Source organism: Amorphoplanes digitatis (assembly GCF_014205335.1).
In the GTDB taxonomy this organism is placed as follows: Bacteria; Actinomycetota; Actinomycetes; order Mycobacteriales; family Micromonosporaceae; genus Actinoplanes; species Actinoplanes digitatus.
This window is the reverse complement of sequence record NZ_JACHNH010000001.1, coordinates 41,622-56,534: the sequence shown is the minus strand read 5'-3', so window position 1 is coordinate 56,534 and position 14,913 is coordinate 41,622. Positions and strand designations below refer to the sequence as shown.

Below are 14,913 nucleotides of genomic sequence, written 5' to 3'. Positions count from 1 at the left end.
CTACCAGCGGCCGCCGGGGGCGCGGTCGTCCCAGCCGGCACGGGCGGCCATAGGGTCCGGGCCGAACTGGTCGGCGCGGCCGTTGCCGGCCGGCCGGCCGTATGCGGTCCCCTGGCTGTGAGCGGTCCCCTGGCTGTGAGCGGTCCCTTGGCCGTAAGCCATTCCCTGGCCGTAAGCCGTCCCCTGGCCATAGGCGGCCGCGTGCTCGTATCCGACGCCCTGGTCGTAGCCGCCAACCTGGTCGAAGCCCGCCGACTGGTCGTAGCCGCCAATCTGGTCGTAGCCCGCTGACTCGTCGTAGTCGCCGACGTGGTCATAGCCGGTCGGCTGGTCGTAGCCGCCCGGTAGGCCGTAGCCGGCCGCCTGGTCGTAGGCGGCCTGGTCGTAACCGGCCGCCTGGCCGTATCCAGGTGCCTGGCCGTAGATGGCTTCCGGTGCGTAGTCGGGTACGTGACCGCTGGTCGGGGCGGAGCCGCCAGGCCCCCAGCCACCGGGCGTGGCGTAACCGCCGGCCGAGGCGAAGCCGGCGTCCTGCCAACCCGCGCCGTTCGCGGCGGGCTCGGACCAACCCGCGCCGTTCGCGGCAGGCTCGGACCAACCCGCGCCGTTCGCGGCAGGCTCGGACCAACCCGCGCCGTTCGCGGCGGCGGGTTCGGAGTAGCCGTAGTCGTAGCCGCCGTTCACGGGCGCCTGGTGGCCGCCGTACAGGGCATAGCCGGAGTCCATGACATGGCCCTCGCCCGCCGCATCCTGACCGGCCGGCCATCGACCGGCGCCGCCCTGCCAGCCGGCGCCCTGCCCGATGGCGCCCTGCCCGATGGCGCCCTGCCCGATGGCGCCCTGGTGTGGCCGGCCCCAGTCGGTGCCGCCGTGGCCCGCCTGGTCGCCGATTCCGAAGCGGGCCAGGTCGGTGCCGGTGTCGGGTGCCGCGTGCCGCCGCGACGGCCGCTGCTCGACCGCCGCTCCGGACCCGGCGTCGTAGTCGTCGTCGCCGTCGTCGGTGGTCTGCCCGAACTCGGAGGCCTGCCAGTACTCGGCGCCCGAGGACCGCTCCGCCCAGGCCGAACCGGAATGCCCCAGCTCGTAGCCGGCTCCCGGCCGCTGCCCGGCCGGGGAGCCCCCGCCGCCCTGAAAGACCAGATCCACCTGGGAGATCGGACCGCCACGGGAGACCTGGGCCGCACCGTGACCGCCACGGGAGACCTGGGCCGCACCGTGACCGCCCGGCGAGTAGGCCCCGCCCGAGGCCGGCGCGACCGCGGCGGTGCGGGCCCGCGGAATCGCGCCGTTCGCCGGGCCGGATCCGACATGTCCGGCACCCGCGGACCCGGATCCAACGGCCCCGGAACCCACCGAGGCCGAACCGACCCGGGCCGAACCCACAGAGGCCGAACCCACGGAGGCCGAACCCACGGAGGCCGAACCCGCGGAGGCCGAACCCACGGAGGCCGAGCCGACGGAGGCCGAGCCGACGGAGGCCGAGCCGACCCGGGCCGCGCCCACGGAGGCCGAGCCCGCCGCGGCCTGACCAACCGGCGCGGACACGGACGCGGCGGCCGCGACGCGCACGGCCGCGCCGGCGCTGACCGTTGCCGCCGCGGTCGCCGGCACGCGGGCGCCGACCGGGTGCGCGGACCCCGGGATCGGCCCGTTCGGGCGTCCACCGGCGCCGAGCCCGGTCGGCGGGCTGAGTGGCCGGCCCGCGACCGCGGCGGCAACGGCGACACCCGCCGGCCGGGCCACGGACGGCGGTGCCGGTGGGAGGGCCCCGTGCGGCAGGCTCGCGACCGGGGAGCCCGCCGCGCGCAGGCGGGTGATCTCGTCCTGGAGCACCTGCACCCGGTGACCCGTCGCGCGGGCCGCCGCGGCGATCTCCTCGCGGAACCGCTCGCGCAGCTTGTCGACCTCGGCCGCGACCCGGTCCTCGACGTCCATGCGGTGCAGCACCGGATCGTTTCTGATCAGCATCGACGCGCCCATCAGCACGACGCAGACCGCGAGCAGCAGTACCGCGAAGCGGGCGCTGCCGCTGAGCAGCGCGATGAGGGCGGCGACCGGGGCTACGACGACGCCGGCCCAGATCAGCGCCGTGATGAGGCGAGCAGACTGCTGCGCCTCGGGGTCCCGGTCAGGCATGGTCGCAGATGCTACCGAGAGTGGTGCCGGTCACGAAACGGGTGGACGCCGGGCACCGCTATTGCGATGCCCGGCGTCCGCGACGCATCAGCCGGTGATCAGCCGGCCGCGAGGGCTCCGTCCGAGCTGAAGACGAGGCCGACGCTGATCGTCCCCTGCTTGAGGCCGGTCTTGGTCAGCGGGCCGCCGGCGTCCAGCGAGCTGAACTCGCCCGCCTTGAAGCCGTAGGTCTCGACCAGGCCCTGCTGGCACTTCGGCCGCTGCGGGCACTCCGCCGGGCCACCAAGGATGGTGGCCGCGCCCGAGCACTTGGCGGCGAGGTCCGACAGGGTCTTGACGCCGTACTTGGTGGCGAACGCCTCCGTGACGGCGAACGCGTTCTGGTCCTGCGCCGCGGAGGCCTTGCCGAAGACCAGGCCGACCTTCTCGCCGAGCGCGGTCAGGTTGGTCATCGTGGTCTCGAGCTCCGGCGAGGACGGGTCCTTGGCGTCCTTGCCCTCGACCTTGCCCGAGAGGAACGTCGCCAGGGTGGCCGCGTACTCCGGGACGACGTCGATGTCGCCCTTCTCCAGGGCCGGCTCGTAGAGCTCGCGGTTGCCGATCTGCTGCACCTCGACCTTGTAGCCCGCGGCCGTCAGGGCGATCTTGTAAAGCTCGCCGAGGGTCGCGTTCTCGCTGAAGTTGGCGGCGCCGACCTTCAGGTCGCCGCCGGGGCCCTTCTCGATGCCCGCGGTGATGTTATTGGCGGCCGCGAACTCCTCGGCCGCGTTCTTCGACGACTTGCGGTCGACGTCGACGGCCTTGTTGAGCTCGATCAGCTTGGTCGTGTCGAGCGCCGCGGAGACCTTGTCGAGCGCCGCGACGAGCTGCGGCGACGAGGACTTCTTGTGGATCGCCGGGACGATGTTGTCGGTGTTCTGGAGGTGCTTGTCGTCGGTGAGGACGACCAGGGTGTCACCGGCAACGGGTGCGCAGCCCGCGCCCGCCGCGGCACTCGGGGGCGCCTCGGTGCCGGAGGAGCCGGACTCGCCGCAACCAGCGAGGATGACGGCGGCCGTCATGAGGGTGCCCGCCGTCAGGAGGAGGTGTCGTTGCATTACTGCCGCCTTCTGTGTCCCGGCACGGCCGGATAGCCGCGCCGCGTGTCCGACGGGCAGTCGGTATGCGATGCCCGTATGGATTCGGCTGTCGGCCGCGCGAACGGCCACAGACATTCCTACCCGCCGGGTGTGACATCTTGGGTAACGATGCGGGACCGTTACCCGGCCGGCGCCGCCGCGGTGGGCCGGGCTCGCCGGCCGGTCCGCAGTGGAGGCGGTGTCACAAGCCGTTGTACGCCCGCCAGCAGCGCTTCGACCAGCAATGCGACAAGCGCCACAACGATTCCGCCGGCCACGATCTGCCCGGCACCGCCGTTGCTGATGCCGATGCCGAAGCCGGCCAGAATGATCTCGCCGAGCCCGCCGCCGTTGACGAACGCGGCCAGGCCGGCCGTGGCCACCACCTGCACGGCCGCCGTCCGCAACCCCGCCGCGAGGTACGGCACCGAGAGCGGCAACTCGACCCGGCGCAGCAGCTGGCCGCCGGACAGGCCCATGCCCCGCGCGGCGTCCTTCGTCTCGGGATCGATCTGCCGCAGCCCCGTGTACGCGTTCGCCAGCAGCGGCGGCACCGCGAAGACGGCCAGCGCCACGACAACGGGCGGCTTGCCGAAGCCCAGCGGGGTCAGCGGCAGGATGGTCAGCATGGCCAGCGTCGGTATCGCCAGGGTCAGGTTGGCCAGGACGACGACCCCGCCGCCGCCGCGCCCGCGGTGGCCGAGCCAGATGCCGAGCGGCCAGGCGACGACACAGCCCAGCAGCACCGCCCACGCGCAGACGATCAGGTGTTCCGCGAGCCGGTCGAGCAGCCCGCCGGGGTTGGTCCAGTTGAGCGGGTCGTTGAGCCAGACGAAGCCCTCTTGGAGGTAGTTCACAGCTTCCGCTCCCGCGTCCAGGGCGTCAGCACCCGTCCCAGCCCGGCCAGGAGCAGGTCGAGCACCAGGGCCAGGCCGACGCAGAGGATCGTGCCGGTCATGATCTCGGCCTTGTAGAAGTTGTTCCGGAAGCCGCCGAGGATCATGTCGCCGAGGCCGCCCCGGCCGATCAGCGCGCCGACCGTGACCAGCGCCACGGTCGACACCGTCGCGAGCCGCAGGCCGGTGAGGATGCCGGGCAGCGCCAGCGGCAGCTCGATGCGCCACAGCCGGCCGAAGCGGCCGTAGCCCATGCCGGCCGCGGCGTCGCGCACCTCGGGCGGGACCTGGGTGAGCCCGGCCAGCGCGTTGCGCACGAGCACCAGCAGGGCGTACAGCACGAGCGCGATCAGGACCGCGGTGTCGGTCGTGGTGCCGACCGCCGGGGCGAGCAGGGCGAGAAGCGCCAGCGACGGAATCGTGTACAGGATGCCGGAGAGTGCGAGAATCGGGCCGGTCAGCGGTCGCCACCAGTAGGAGACGACCGCAAGCGGCAGGGCGACGATCATCGCGATGATCACCGCGCGGGCGGTGAGACCCACGTGGAATTGCAGTGCGGAAAGGATCTCGTCGGCGTTGTCGTGGACGTAGCGCCACGAGAACCACGGATTTCCCGGCCCGTCATCAGCGGGGGCGGCCAGGGGCCACGCAGGCGCCGGGGCCCTCGAGAGGAAGGACATACGTGGACGCTACCGCGATCAAGGACTCCGGCGCTGGCCGGAGCGCGGCGTCTATCACGCTCGCGAACCTCGGAAAGGTCTACCCGGACGGGACGGTAGCGGTCGGCGACATCAGCCTTGAGGTGCCGGCGGGCGAGCTCGTCGTGCTGATCGGCCCGTCGGGCTGTGGCAAGTCCACCGTGCTCCGGATGATCAATCGGCTGATCGAGCCGTCCAAGGGACGGATCCTGATCGACGGCCGTGACGTCGCGGCGCAGGACCCGGTCGAGCTGCGCCGGCAGATCGGCTACGTGATCCAGAACGTCGGGCTCTTTCCGCATCAGACCATCCGCACCAACGTGGGTACGGTGCCGCGGCTGCTCGGCTGGGACCGCAAGCGGATCAGGTCCCGCGCCGACGAGCTGCTCGACCTGGTCGGCCTCGACCCGGCGCGGCACGGCGGCCGCTACCCGCACGAGCTCTCCGGCGGCCAGCGCCAGCGGGTCGGCGTGGCCCGCGCCCTGGCCGCGGATCCGGTGGTGCTGCTCATGGACGAGCCGTTCTCCGCGGTGGACCCGATCGTGCGGAGCCGGCTCCAGGAGGAGTTCCTCCGGCTACAGGCCACGGTCCGCAAGACCATCGTGCTGGTCACCCACGACATCGACGAGGCCGTACGCCTCGGCGACCGGATCGCGGTGCTGGCCGAGGGTGGCCTTCTGCTCCAGTACGCGCCCCCGGCCGAGCTGCTGAGCCGGCCGGCGTCGCCGGCGGTGCGCGAGTTCGTCGGCGCCGATCGGGGCATCCGCCGGTTGGCGGTCACCCCGGTCCGCGACGCGATGCGCCCGATCGGCCACGTCGAGGAGATCTCCCGGCTGCCCACGGTGGACCTGTCCGGCACCCTTCACGACGCGCTCGCGGTGATGCTGACCAGCGACTCCCTCAACGTCATCGTGGTCGAGGACGGCACGCCGGTCGGCGCCGTCTCGCGCTCGGCCCTCTTCGACATGCCCAACGAGGAGGCCACCGCAATAGCCTGACCACCCGGCCCGCGGGCCGGGTGGCGCCTGACTGGCGGGTACCTCGGCGCTAGCGGGTACCCCGGCGTCCGCCGAGGGTGGCGATTCCGATGATCCAGCCGATGAAGAGGCCGTAGGTGGCGCCCTCGCCGGCGGTACGGAACGCGCCGAGCAGCGACGGGTTGGCCAGGAACAGGGTGGTCAGCAGCGCGGCGAAGCCGGCGGCGAAGATGTACGCCGCCCAGCCGGCGAAGAACTGGCTGAGGGTGCCGCGGGCGCGGGCCAGCTGTGAGCCGGGCAGCAGGTAGAGGAAGAGCAGCGTCAGCACGACGACCAGGATCGCCCGGAGATCGGTGATCAGGATCGAGCGCAGCGAGTCGTCGGAGTCGAAGCGCCAGTGCGGCCACGCGAGCAGGCGCAGCCACCAGCCTCCGGCGGTGTCGGGGTCGGTGTTGTCGGCGGCCCAGTCGGCGTACCAGGGGCTGCCGAAGACCAGGACCAGTATCAGCGCGGCGAGCGTGCCCGCACCGGGCGCGGTTTTGTAGCGGTTGGTGAGAGCCATGAATCCGTTATTGCCCAGCGGATTCCGGTCGCCAAACGCCCGGGAGCTGATATCCGTGAATGCGTCCCTTGCGGGTAAATCAGTGCTTTTGCAGGTAGTCGATGAACGCCGCCCGCAGCAGAGGCTCCTGCTCGCCGAACCCGTGCCCAGTCAACTCGCGCCACAGCGCGACCGCCTCATCGATCGTCGGACCGACCGAGTTCGGCGCGCCGTCCAGCGATTCGGCCTCGTCCGCGTCCGGCAGGTGCCGGAACACCGACCAGAAGAACTTGAGGTCGTGCCGCTCCCGGGCCCTCGCGAAGGCGCGCTCGCGCAGTTCCTCGGTCGGCAGGGCGTCAAGCTCGGCGAAGGTCGAGTCGGTCATGGTGTCAGCATAGGGTGGATTGCCGCTCGATCAGCGAGCGCTGCCCCACGGGCCCTCGTCCCAGCGACCCACGGCGGTCTCCGGCGGCGTCGTCGAGGTCGCCCACGTCTCCGGCATGTCGGGCGACCAGGTGGTGCCCGTCGAGGCGGCGGCGTTCCAGTCCTCGCCGATCGCGGGCACGGGCAGCGGCCGCCCGTACGTCTCGACCAGCCGGCTCACGATCAGCCCGGCGGCGATCGTGCAGCCCGCGATGGCGAACAGCGCGATGTCGAGGTCGCGCCGCTCCGCGTAGTCGATGAACAGCGTGATCCCGGCGACCGCCAGCAGGGTGCCGAAGATGCCGCCGCGCCGGCCGTACGCGCTGGTGCCGGCGAGCAGGGCGGTGCCGAACGCGATGCCCGTCCACTCCAGCCCGGTGCCGGGGCGGATCGGCGCGGTCGACTGCGCCGCCATCAGGATGCCGGCGCTGACCGCGAACGCCGAGGAGAGCACCAGCGCGGCGATCACCGGCAGCGCCGCGGCGGCACCCCGGCGCACGGCCGGATCGCCGGACGGGCGCAGCCGGCCGACCATCCGGCGGATCGGCGTGACCGTGCCGAGCGCGCCGCCGATGACCGCGAGCAGCGCGAAGCCGCCGAAGAGGTAGAACGCGTGGTCTGACGGGTCGTAGCCGCCCTGCACGGCGACCGGCGCCGTACGCAGCTGGTCGTAGACGACGACGCCCATCGCCGCGCCGAGCGACGTGATCCACCCGGGCACGTGCAGGACGATCACGAACAGCGCCACCAGCAGACCGCCGCCGGCGGCGATGATCAGCGCCGGCACGGCGGCCTGCACCAGGCCGTCGTCGCCGTTCTCGGCGAAGTGCAGCGCGCCGGCGAGCGCGATCGGGCCGAGCGCGAGATTCGGTACGCCGGCGCGCAGCGTCAGCCCGGCGCCGAGGGCCAGCAGGCCGATCGCGGCACCCGAGATCAGCAGGGTGTCCAGGGCGGGCCGGCGCAGGCTGGTGGGATCGAGCCGGTATTGCAGGATGGCGATCGCGGCGACCGCCAGCAGCAGGAGGATCTCCCAGCCGATGTGGATGCCGAGCCGGTCCCGTCCGCCGTCGTCCGATCCGTCGCCGCGCAGCGGCTCGGTCGGTGGCTCGCCGCCCCCGAGATCGACGTCTTCGGTGTCGAGGTCACGGCGGTTGGTGCGATAGTCCGCGGCCGCCACTCCGGCCCGGTACGCGGCCGGGTTGCTCTCTGCCCGGTCGCTGGTGTCACGACGATATGTCGTGTCGTCGTAGGCCATCACGCGCCTCCTTCGCCGCGGCACAGCATACGTACGCGAACCGGCTTCGGTTCAAGTACTGAACCGCTAAAGATCAGGACCGACCGGCGGACCGGTCCGACTCGCCACCGTCCTTCTGGTCGGGTCGTTCCGGTACGCGGCAGGAGCGCTCGAGCCACAGCGCCGCACACACCAGCGCCAGCGAGGAGACCACACCGGCGATCGCCGCGGGAACGTCGTCGCGGGCGGCCCGGGTCGGCTCCAGCCACAGCCAGGCCAGCAGGCCGGCGGAGAAGCCACCGAAGAGGGCGCCCGACAGCGAGGACGCCTTGGCGAGCACGGCGTAGCGCGCCACCGCGAGCGGGTCGACGCGCGCCGCGCCGGGCTTGTGCTGGATCCGGGAGCCGGTGTTCTGCGCGAGGAAGGCCTCGGCGATCGCCAGCGCCGTGAGCACCATGATCGGCAGCCACGGCAGCCGCGGCATCTGCGCGTAGAACGAGCTCAGCAGCAGCCAGCCGACCGCGGCCGCGGCCAGCCCGGCGACCACCAGCGTCGAGATGCTGGTCGGCCGCAACGACGGATCGGGCGTTCCACCGCCGGGGTTGCTGCTCACTCCAGTGACTCTAACGGCAGATCGGGCCGCGGGGTCAGTGCGTTCGCGTCGGCCGTGAGCTCGGGCGAGTTCAACAGGTCGGTGACCCAGCCGTGTCCGGGCAGCCGGGCGTACGGCTGGAGGTCGAGCCAGGGCTTGAGGACGAACGCGCGCAGGTGCGCCCGGGGATGCGGGAGGGTGAGCTCCACATCGTCGCTGAGCACCGGCGTGCCGTCCTGCTGCCAGGCCGCGATGACGTCGACGTCGAGCGTGCGCGGCCCGAACCGCCGCTGCGGGTCGCGGACCCGGTCGGCGGCCCGTTCCAGCGCCCGGGCCCGCTCCAGCCAGCCGGCCGGGTCCGCCGCCGGGTCGGCGACCAGCAGGACCGCGTTCAGGTACGCCGGCTGGTCGGCGTCGCCCCACGGCGGCGTCTCGTAGACGCCGGAGGTCAGCAGGACGCTGTCGCCCAGCCCCGCGACGGCGTCCTTCAGGTGCGCGTACCGGTCGCCGAGGTTGCTGCCCAGCGAGAGGATCGCCCGGGTCATCGGGCGCGCCGGACGGTGACCGACACGTCGGCGAACTCGTGCGGTATCGGCGCCTGCGGCTTGTGCACGGTGACGGTCGCGGCGGCGACCCGGGCGTCGGCAAGGCAGACCGTCGCGAGCCGCTCGGCCAGGGTCTCGATCAGGTTGACCGGCTCGCCCGTGATCACCTCGACCAGGGCGCCGGCCAGCTCGCCGTAGTGGACGGTGTCGGCGACGTCGTCGGTGGCCGCGGCCCGGGCCAGGTCCAGCTCCAGCTCGACGTCGACCACGAAGTCCTGGCCGTCGCGGCGCTCGAAGTCGTACACGCCGTGGTGGCCCCTGGCCTTCAGGCCGCCCAGTCTGATGCGGTCGCTCACCGCGTACCCCCGGAATCTGATCTTTGGAAACGCGGGCTGCCGGTGGCGCGCCACACGGCCAGGGCGTCCACGGTCGCGCGCACGTCGTGCACGCGGACGCCCCAGGCCCCCGCGGCGACGGCCAGCACGGACGTCGCTATCGTCGCCGCCTCGCGGCCGTCGACGCCCCGCGGCTCGCCGTCGGGCCCGGCGAGCAACCGGCCGAGGTAGGTCTTGCGGCTCGCCGCGAAGAGCACCGGGCGGCCGAGCGCGACCAGCTCGCCGAGGTGCGCGCTGAGCGCCCAGTTGTGCTCGGCGTGCTTGGCGAAGCCGAGTCCCGGGTCGAGGATCAGCCGGGCAGGGTCGACGCCGGCCGCGACCGCGTCGTCCACCCGCCGCAGCAGCTCGTCGCGGACCTCCGCGACGACGTCGGTATAGGTCGCCAGGTCGAGCATCCGGCGGGAGTGGCCACGCCAGTGCATGAGGACCCAAGGGCAGCCGGCCGCCGCGATGACGGCGGCCATGCCCGGGTCGGCCAGGCCGCCGGAGACGTCGTTGACCACCACCGCGCCCGCCGCCAGGGCGGCCGCCGCGACCTCGGCCCGGGTGGTGTCGATGCTCAGCGGCACCCCGGCGGCGGCCAGCTCCTTGATCACCGGAAGCACCCGGGCGATCTCGGTCGGGCCGTCCACGCGTTCGGCACCCGGACGGGTGGACTCGCCACCGATGTCGATGATGTCGGCGCCCTCACCGCGCAGCCGCACGCCGTACGCGACGGCCGCGTCGACGTCGGCGAAACGGCCGCCGTCGGAGAAGGAATCCGGGGTGACGTTGAGTACGCCCATCACTACCGGGTGATCTTGCTGGAGCAACCGGGCGCCACTGAACTGAACCGAAGTGGCGCTATCGCTCGTGTCGCTCACAGGAAGACGGTACCGGCCCGCAGGTTTTCGAACAGGCGTACGATCGCACATGACTCATGTTCAGTCACGCCTTTACCTTCGGTAACGAATCGGGCAGCTTGTAGGTAAGAAGTACGGCCCGTACTCTTCAGACCTGGGCATCATTGAAGGACCGAAGAGAGCAGACGGGCTTTGGGTAGGACAGGAGCGCCCCGAACAGCTCACTCGACGTGGTGAGCTGTAAGTAGCACCATATGGGCGTTGCCGTCAGCGAGGCTTTATTACTGCAGTGTGCTCGGCGCCCTCACGCCAGGCACCCGGGAGGTTTACCGATGATCGCCACAGAGCTCGTCGCGCAGGTCGCGGCAACCGTGCACCAAGGCACCCTGGCGGCCCCCGATCCCAAGGGCATCAACACCGAGGGCGTCGTCACCTTCTTCGCCAGCAACATCGCACCGATCCTGCTGGCCGTCCTCGGCGTCATCTTCATCGGCCGGGCGAGCCGCGGCGAGATCTCCAAGGTGCTGACCAGTTCCGCGATCGCCATCGTCGGCCTCGCCTTCATCGCGGGCGCCGCGACGCTGTTCTTCGTCGGCGATTTCCTCATCGACCTCATCTTCACCTGAGGCCGCGGGCGGACACATGCGGCTGCGCACCGATGACGACATCTACCGGGCACGCCTGGTCTACCTGGGCCCGCCCGGGTACACGCTGCCCCTGCACCTGCCATATGCGCAGTACGGAATGTTCGTCCTACTAGTACCTTTGTTCGTGTTTTTGCACTACATGCTGACCTGGGAGTTCGACGCCTTCCCCGCCTGGGAGATCGCCCTGGCCATGGTCACGACGTCCTACGTGTTCCGGCACGTCGACCCCGACCGCCCCGCCCGCATGGTCATCCGTACCGCGCTCACCGACTGGCGCCGCACCCGCGAGCCTGCCGTCGAACAGCGCGACCCGAGACTTGTCGCCACGCGCATCCGGGTTCGGGAGGAGTTGGTATGACCAGTTTCGCCTCTCACGCTGCATGCCCGAACGGGGCCCGTTCATGACCGCTTCCCCACCGCCCGGGCATTCCCGCGCGGACGCCCACATTACGGGCAGACAGAGTAACGGTGTGCGACCAGACCACTACTCTCCAGATGAGAATCTTGAACAGGTGCCCGGCCCGGGGCACGGCGCGGTAGCGGTGTTCCAGGCACCGCAGCCGGTCCGGCCGCGCACCAACGGCGGCCCGCAGGTCGACCCGATGGACATCGATTCGCCGTTCCTCGATCTCTTCGGCGGCACACCCGCCGCGAAGCCGGTACCCGGTCCGGCCGCGCCGGTCGAGCCGCCGCCCGACGACCCGGACGCCGACTTCGACTTCGGCTTCGACTTCGACGGCGCGGACGAGCGCCGCCAGACGTCCGCGCCGCCCGCCGCCGGCCCCGGGGCCGCCCCCGTCGCACCCGTCACCGAGACGCCCGCGCCCGAGTCACTGGTCGCGCCCCCGCCACCGGTGCCGCCACCCGGCGACCTCCGCCCCGCCGACGCACCCGTCTCGCCCTTCATGCGGGCGCCGGTCGGGCCGCAGGCCGACTTCTACGACGAGCGCGAGGCGCCCGAGTCCGACTTCGACGACTGGCCGGAGGAGGCCCGCCCCGGCGCGCTGCCCGTGGTCGCCGCGGCGCCCGTCGCGCACCGGCCCGATCCCGCACCCGTCCTGCCCGTGCAGACCCCGCCGCTCTGGCAGACCGTCTCGCCCGGCGTGACGCCGGTACGCCCGGTCGAGCCGTACGGCCCGCTGGTGCCCGGGTCCGAGGTGCACGCCGACCTGCCCGCGCCGATGCCGGAGCGGGCGCCGGCCACCCGCGAAAAGGCGCCCGCCAAGCGCAGGGGCCGCAAGAACAAGGACCGCGACGAGCCGGCGAACCTGCCGGCGGTCCGCCCGAAGGCCGCGGCGCTGCGCCCGCACAAGCTCAAGTTCAGCGACCGCGACCCCGCCATCGAGCTGGAGATCAGCGAGATCGCCGGGCACCTGACGTTCACACAGGGCACGGTCACGGCCTGGTACTCGCTGCCCGAGGTGCGCTGGGCCTTCCGGCCCGACGCCGAGCGCGAGGCGCTGCTCGCCGCGATCTCCGAGCAGTACGCGGGCCTGGCCGGCTTCCGGCTGCACCTGCGCCGCACCAACCGGCCCTTCCCGGCCGACGAGTGGGCCCGCACCGTCGACTCGCACACGGCGAAGCCGCTGCCCGACGTCTCCGGCGCCACCTCGTGGTCGGACCACCTCGTCTCGGCGCAGCGCCACCTGCTCTCCGTCAACCACGCCGAGGGACAGACCTACCTCGGCGTCACCTTCGCCCGCCGCTCGCTCGGCGACACGTTCTCCGAGCGCATCCTGCGGATGTTCGGCAAGGGCACCTCCGACTCCGAACGCCGCAAGCTCGGCCGCACCGTCGAGCAGTTCGACGAGGTGCTCAACGCGTTCGGCATGCGCGGCCGCCGGGTCACCCCGCCGGAGCTGGAGTGGCTGCTCTTCCGCTCGGTCGCGCTCTGCATGGCCCCGCCCGGCCCGCTCTCGCCGATCTCGAACGGCCACTGGGAGCGCGGCGACCTGCTGGCCCTGACCGAGCAGGTCGAGCGCTACCGCACCCCGTACGGCTCGACCGTGAAGCTGGTCAACCGGATGACCGGCGAGGAGCGGCACGTCGCCGTCCTCTCCGTCGGCCGGATGGAGCCGCTGGAGATCCCGGAGAAGCACGAGCCGTGGATGCACTTCCACGAGCGCCTGCCGTGGCCGATGGAGCTCTCCTCACGCATCGACATCCTCGGCTCCAACAGCTCCTTCAAGAACCTCGAGCACCGGCTCCGGATGATCCGCTCCCAGCAGCTCGACTACGCGGAGCACGGCATCGACGCCCCGCCGGAGCTGGAGCGCCTCGCCAAGCGCGCGCTGGTCATCGGCGACGAGATGACCACCGGCCTGCCGGTGGAGTCCGCCCGGGCACACGGCTGGCACCGGATCGCGGTCGGCGGCCGCAGCCGCGAGGAGTGCCTGGAGCGGGCCCGGCGCCTGATCCAGCTCTACTCCCGCGAGCTGCGCATCTCGCTCCAGCACCCGAAGAACCAGGACCAGCTCGCCCGCGAGTTCATACCCGGCGAGCCGATCGCCAACACCGGCTACGTGCGGCGGATGCCGGTCAAGCTGCTGGCCGCGGCGCTGCCCCAGGCGGCGTCCAACGTGGGCGACCGGCGTGGCGACCTGATCGGCCGCACGTCGGGAACCTGCCGGCGCCCCGTCTTCCTCGACCTGCACTTCCCGATGGAGGTGCGCGAGCGCTCCGGCCTCGGCGTGCTCGTTGCCGAGCCCGGCGGTGGCAAGTCGACGCTGATGGGCGCGCTGGGATACCTGAACGCGCGCCGCGGCGTCCAGGTGACCCTGCTCGACCCGTCGGGCCCGCTGGCCCGGCTGTGCGCGATGCCGGAGCTGCGGCCGTACTCGCGGGTGCTGAACCTGACCGGGTCGGAGCAGGGCACGCTGGCGCCGTACTCGTTGATCCCGACCCCGGTCCGCACCGAATTCCCGACCGGCCCCGCCGGCGACCGGGAGTACGAGATCGCGGTCTCCAACGCCCGCGCCGAGCGCCGCATGCTGGTGCAGGACATCTGCTCGATGCTGGTGCCGCCGCAGGTGGCCAAGGAGGCGACCACCGCGACGCTGCTGCGGCACGCGGTACGCCAGGTCCCCGCCGAGGAGACCTCGACGCTCGACGACGTGGTCGCCACCCTGCAAACCCTGGACGAAAACGGCGCGGAGCTGGCCAACCTGCTGCTGGACACCGCCGAGATGCCCCTGGCGCTGCTGTTCTTCGGCCGCCCGCCGGAACACCTGCTCGGCGCCGACTCGGCGCTCACCGTCATCACGATGGCCGGCCTGCGCCTGCCGGACCTGAAGATCGAGCGCGAGTACTGGTCGGCGGAGGAGTCCCTGGCCCTGCCGATGCTGCACACGGCACACCGCCTCGCGGTCCGGCGCTGCTACGGCGGCTCGATGTCGGCGCGCAAAATGGTCGGCCTGGACGAGGCGCACTTCATGGAGGGCTGGCGCTCGGGCCGCTCGTTCCTGGTCCGCCTCGCCCGCGACTCCCGTAAATGGAACCTGGCGGCGTTCGTGGCCTCGCAGAACCCGCGCGACATCCTCGGCCTCGACGTCCAGAACCTGGTGTCGACCGTCTTCGTCGGCCGCATCGCCGAGGACCAGGAGATCGCCTCCGAGGCGCTACGGCTGCTCCGGGTCCCGGTGCACGACGGCTACGAGGCCACGCTGGCCTCGCTGTCCCAGGCCGACGCCTCGTCGTCGACCCGCCTCGGCTTCCGCGAGTTCGTGATGCGCGACGTCGACGGCCGGGTCCAGAAGGTCCGCGTCGACGTGTCGTACGTGGACGGCCTCCTCGAGCACCTGGACACGACGCCGACGGCGGCCAAGGCGACACCGACAGCCCTTCCGTCCCTGACCGACCTGGAGGTCTGA

At 72.2% G+C, this 14,913-nt stretch carries 15 protein-coding genes; 4 read left to right on the top strand and 11 right to left on the bottom strand.

Annotation, left to right across the window (positions count from 1 at the left end; all coding sequences use genetic code 11):
* The 4 genes from BJ971_RS00225 to BJ971_RS00210 form a co-directional block, all read right to left on the bottom strand.
* Positions 1-2,136 (bottom strand): TrbL/VirB6 family protein, encoded by a 2,136-nt coding sequence (locus tag BJ971_RS00225; RefSeq protein WP_184988181.1) that lies wholly within the window; start codon positions 2,134-2,136, stop codon positions 1-3.
* A gap of 98 nt (positions 2,137-2,234) precedes the next feature.
* The gene (locus tag BJ971_RS00220; RefSeq protein WP_184988178.1) at positions 2,235-3,233 is read right to left on the bottom strand and encodes a glycine betaine ABC transporter substrate-binding protein; all 999 of its coding nucleotides are present in this window, start codon (positions 3,231-3,233) and stop codon (positions 2,235-2,237) included.
* A 161-nt stretch (positions 3,234-3,394) separates the two neighbouring features.
* A complete protein-coding gene (locus BJ971_RS00215; protein WP_184988175.1) occupies positions 3,395-4,111 on the bottom strand; it encodes an ABC transporter permease in 717 nt (238 codons plus the stop codon).
* Positions 4,108-4,830: an ABC transporter permease gene (locus BJ971_RS00210; protein WP_184988172.1), complete on the bottom strand. Its 723-nt coding sequence runs from the start codon at positions 4,828-4,830 to the stop codon at positions 4,108-4,110. The genes BJ971_RS00215 and BJ971_RS00210 overlap by 4 nt, the downstream gene beginning before the upstream one ends.
* 2 nt (positions 4,831-4,832) lie before the next feature.
* Between BJ971_RS00210 and BJ971_RS00205 the strand changes: the two genes are divergently transcribed.
* Entirely contained in the window at positions 4,833-5,846 is a 1,014-nt protein-coding gene (locus BJ971_RS00205; protein WP_184988169.1) for an ABC transporter ATP-binding protein, read from the top strand.
* Positions 5,847-5,895: 49 nt separating this feature from the next.
* Here the strand turns inward: BJ971_RS00205 and BJ971_RS00200 are convergent, their stop codons facing one another.
* The 7 genes from BJ971_RS00200 to folP all read right to left on the bottom strand — a co-directional run bounded on the left by BJ971_RS00200 (position 5,896) and on the right by folP (position 10,340).
* On the bottom strand, positions 5,896-6,387 hold the full coding sequence (locus BJ971_RS00200; RefSeq protein WP_184988166.1) for a hypothetical protein: 492 nt from the start codon (positions 6,385-6,387) through the stop codon (positions 5,896-5,898).
* Positions 6,388-6,466: 79 nt separating this feature from the next.
* Entirely contained in the window at positions 6,467-6,751 is a 285-nt protein-coding gene (locus BJ971_RS00195; RefSeq protein WP_184988163.1) for a hypothetical protein, read from the bottom strand.
* 30 nt (positions 6,752-6,781) lie between these two features.
* Complete coding sequence (locus BJ971_RS00190) at positions 6,782-8,044, bottom strand: ABC transporter permease (protein ID WP_184988160.1); 1,263 nt, start codon at positions 8,042-8,044, stop codon at positions 6,782-6,784.
* A gap of 73 nt (positions 8,045-8,117) precedes the next feature.
* On the bottom strand, positions 8,118-8,636 hold the full coding sequence (locus tag BJ971_RS00185) for a DUF3180 domain-containing protein (RefSeq protein WP_184988157.1): 519 nt from the start codon (positions 8,634-8,636) through the stop codon (positions 8,118-8,120).
* On the bottom strand, positions 8,633-9,160 hold the full coding sequence (gene folK / locus BJ971_RS00180) for a 2-amino-4-hydroxy-6-hydroxymethyldihydropteridine diphosphokinase (RefSeq protein WP_184988154.1): 528 nt from the start codon (positions 9,158-9,160) through the stop codon (positions 8,633-8,635). The genes BJ971_RS00185 and folK overlap by 4 nt, the downstream gene beginning before the upstream one ends.
* Positions 9,157-9,516: a dihydroneopterin aldolase gene (gene folB, locus BJ971_RS00175; protein ID WP_184988151.1), complete on the bottom strand. Its 360-nt coding sequence runs from the start codon at positions 9,514-9,516 to the stop codon at positions 9,157-9,159. Before folB ends, folK begins: the two co-directional genes overlap by 4 nt.
* Positions 9,513-10,340, bottom strand: coding sequence for a dihydropteroate synthase (folP, locus tag BJ971_RS00170; protein ID WP_184988148.1), 828 nt, complete (start codon positions 10,338-10,340; stop codon positions 9,513-9,515). The genes folB and folP overlap by 4 nt, the downstream gene beginning before the upstream one ends.
* Positions 10,341-10,729: 389 nt before the next feature.
* On the opposite strand from folP, the gene BJ971_RS00165 reads away from it, so the two are divergent.
* From BJ971_RS00165 to BJ971_RS00155, 3 genes are read left to right on the top strand one after another with little or no spacing between them, the layout of a single operon-like run.
* A complete protein-coding gene (locus BJ971_RS00165; RefSeq protein ID WP_184988145.1) occupies positions 10,730-11,023 on the top strand; it encodes a hypothetical protein in 294 nt (97 codons plus the stop codon).
* 16 nt (positions 11,024-11,039) lie between these two features.
* A complete protein-coding gene (locus tag BJ971_RS00160) occupies positions 11,040-11,402 on the top strand; it encodes a hypothetical protein (protein WP_184988142.1) in 363 nt (120 codons plus the stop codon).
* Positions 11,403-11,445: 43 nt separating this feature from the next.
* On the top strand, positions 11,446-14,913 hold the full coding sequence (locus BJ971_RS00155; protein WP_184988139.1) for an ATP-binding protein: 3,468 nt from the start codon (positions 11,446-11,448) through the stop codon (positions 14,911-14,913).